This window comes from Micromonospora sp. KC207 (genome assembly GCF_004348615.1).
In the GTDB taxonomy this organism is placed as follows: Bacteria; Actinomycetota; Actinomycetes; order Mycobacteriales; family Micromonosporaceae; genus Micromonospora.
This window is the reverse complement of the sequence record NZ_SMKJ01000495.1, coordinates 1-2,820: the sequence shown is the minus strand read 5'-3', so window position 1 is coordinate 2,820 and position 2,820 is coordinate 1. Positions and strand designations below refer to the sequence as shown.

At 73.1% G+C, this 2,820-nt stretch carries 2 protein-coding genes; one reads left to right on the top strand and one right to left on the bottom strand.

What is annotated here, in order from left to right:
* Nucleotides 1-228: 228 nt before the first annotated feature.
* On the bottom strand, nucleotides 229-1,743 hold the full coding sequence (locus E1258_RS31700) for an alpha-N-arabinofuranosidase (protein WP_132407552.1): 1,515 nt from the start codon (nucleotides 1,741-1,743) through the stop codon (nucleotides 229-231).
* A gap of 103 nt (nucleotides 1,744-1,846) precedes the next feature.
* Here E1258_RS31700 and E1258_RS31695 point away from each other — a divergent pair.
* Nucleotides 1,847-2,820 (top strand): LacI family DNA-binding transcriptional regulator (locus E1258_RS31695; protein ID WP_132407550.1); only part of this gene is annotated, 974 nt, incomplete at its 3' end.

Sequence of the window (2,820 nt, the reverse complement as noted above, 5' to 3'; positions counted from 1 at the left end):
GTCCGGCGGCGCTGAGCCGAGTTGCCTTCATCCGGTGCGTCCCTTCGCTGGGGCTCGGCGGGGCGGGATGCCTGCTGCGGCAAGAAACACCGTAGCGGATATACCACAGGTAGGAAATTTTCACACCGGGCGGGGGTGACGCAAGACCGCCGACCGGATTCCGTGCCGTAAGGGAGGGCTCCCTGTCAACGCCTGAGGTGGAGAGGGGAGCCCTTCTCACCCGGCCCGCTACCCGCCGGTGGGGGCGAAGCGCAGCAGGTTCCAGGAGACCGCCGGCAGGAGCACCGAGCAGCGCCCCCCGTCCGGGGCGGGGATGGGCAGCTCCCGGGGCGTGACCCGGTCGGGCTCGGCCTCGGTGTTGGTGGCGTCCGGGTCGGTCCCGGCGGCGAGGGTCAGGTGGGCCGCCCCGGACAGGCCCGGCAGGCCGCGCAGGTCCAGGTCGAGGGGGAGGTCGGCGGAGCCCCGGTTGACCGCGAGGACGGTCAACTCGCCGGTCTCCTCGTCGTGCAGCGCCACGGTGTCCAGCACCGGGACGTCGCCGTACCGCTTGGTGGCGTACGTCGGGCCGGCCGGCTCGGTGCGCAGCACGGTGCCCCGGGCATGCCGGGCGGTGAGGGCGAACGGGTGGAAGATGCTCTGCCGCCAGGCCGGACCGCCGGTGCGGGTGCGGATCGGGGCGATCACGTTGGCGAGCTGCGCCTGGCAGGCCACCCCGACCCGGTCGGCGTGCCGGAGCAGGGTGATCAGCAGGTCGCCGACGACCACCGCGTCGACGGCGGTGTAGTCGTCCTCGATCAGGGCGGGGGCCTCGACCCAGCCGCGCCGGTCCAGGTCGGCCTGGAGGCGGGACTGGTACCAGACGTTCCACTCGTCGAACGAGATCTTCAGCTTGCGCCGGTGCCGCTGCTTCGCCGCCACGTGGTCGGCCGTCGCCACCACCTCGGCGATGAAGTGGTCCATGTCCACGGCCGAGGCGAGGAGGCTGGCCCGGTCGCCGTCGGACGGGTCGTAGTAGGTGTGCGCGGAGATGTAGTCCACGTGCTCGTAGGTGTGCTCCAGCACGGTCGCCTCCCAGGAGGCGAACGTCGGCATGCCCCGGCCGGAACTGCCGCAGGCGACCAGGCTGACCGAGGGGTCGATCATCTTCATCGCGCGGGCGGTCTCGGCGGCGAGCCGGCCGTACTCGTCGGCGGTCTTGTGCCCGACCTGCCACGGGCCGTCCAGCTCGTTGCCGAGGCACCACAGCTTCACCCCGTACGGCTCCTTCGCGCCGTGCTCCCGGCGCAGGTCCGACAGCCGGGTGCCGCCCGGGTGGTTGGCGTACTCCAGCAGGTCGCACGCCTCCTGCACGCCCCGCGTGCCGAGGTTGACGGCCATCATCGGCTCGACACCGGCCGTCGCCGCCCAGGTCACGAACTCGTCGAGGCCGAACGCGTTGGTCTCGATCGTCTTCCAGGCGAGGTCGAGCCGGCGGGGCCGGTCGGCGACCGGGCCGACGCCGTCCTCCCAGCGGTAGCCGGAGACGAAGTTGCCGCCGGGGTAGCGGACCACGGAGACGCCGAGTTCGCGGGTCAGCTCCAGCACGTCGCCGCGTAGGCCGCGCGGGTCGGCGGTGGGATGGCCCGGCTCGTAGACCCCGCCGTACACGCAGCGCCCCAGGTGTTCGACGAAGGAGCCGAAGATCCGGCGGTCGACCGGTCCGATCGTGAAGGCCGGGTCGATGGTCAGCTGCGCGGTCACCAAGGAGTCCACCTTTCGTCGTTCCGTTGGTTCTATATCGTTGTACTCAACGTTGTAAAGGGCGCGGACGCCGGTAGGGTTCCGGCAGTACCAGCGGGAGGCGTCAGTGCGACACAGGCTGAAGGACGTGGCAGAGCGGGCGGGCGTGTCGGTCAAGACCGTCTCCAACGTCGTCAACGGCTACCAGCACGTGCGGCCGGACACCCGGGCCCGGGTCGAGCAGGCCGTCGCCGACCTCAACTACCGCCCCAACCTCTCGGCGCGCAACCTGCGCAAGGGGCGCACCGGGGTGATCGCCCTGGCGCTGCCGGGGCTGGACATCCCGTACTTCGCCGAGCTGGCCCGGCACGTGGTCACCGCCGCCGCCGAGCGGGGCTGGGCGGTCCTGATCGACCAGACCGGCGGCGGCTCGGAACGGGAGCGGGCCGCCGCCGGCATCGGCGACCACCTCATCGACGGCCTGATCTTCAGCCCGCTGGCGCTGACCGCCGAGGACCTCGCCGGCCTGGACGGCACCCCGCTGGTGCTGCTCGGCGAGCGCGTCGACCACGGCCCCGCCGACCACGTGGTGATCGACAACGTGGCCGCCGCCCGGAAGGCCACCGCCCACCTGATCTCCCTCGGCCGCCGCCGGATCGCCGCGATCGGCGCGCAGCGCACCCCGGAGAGGGCCACCGCCCGGCTCCGCCTCGCCGGCTACGCCGCCGCGCTCGACGAGGCCGGCATCGCGTACGACGAGCGGCTCGTCGCGCCCGCGCCGGCCTGGCACCGCGCGAACGGCGCGGCCGCCATGCGCCACCTGCTCACCTCGGGGGTACGCCCCGACGCCGTCTTCTGCTGCGACGACACCCTCGCCCTCGGCGCCCTGCGGGCGCTGCACGAGGCGGGCCTGCGGGTCCCCGGCGACGTGGCGGTGGCCGGCTTCGACGACATCGAGGACGGCCGCTTCTCCATCCCCACCCTCACCACCATCGCGCCCGACAAGGAACGCATCGCGCGGCTGGCGGTGGAACTCCTCGCCAACCGCGTCGACGGCGACCGGCACACCCCGCCGAGGGACGCCCACGCCCCCTACCGCCT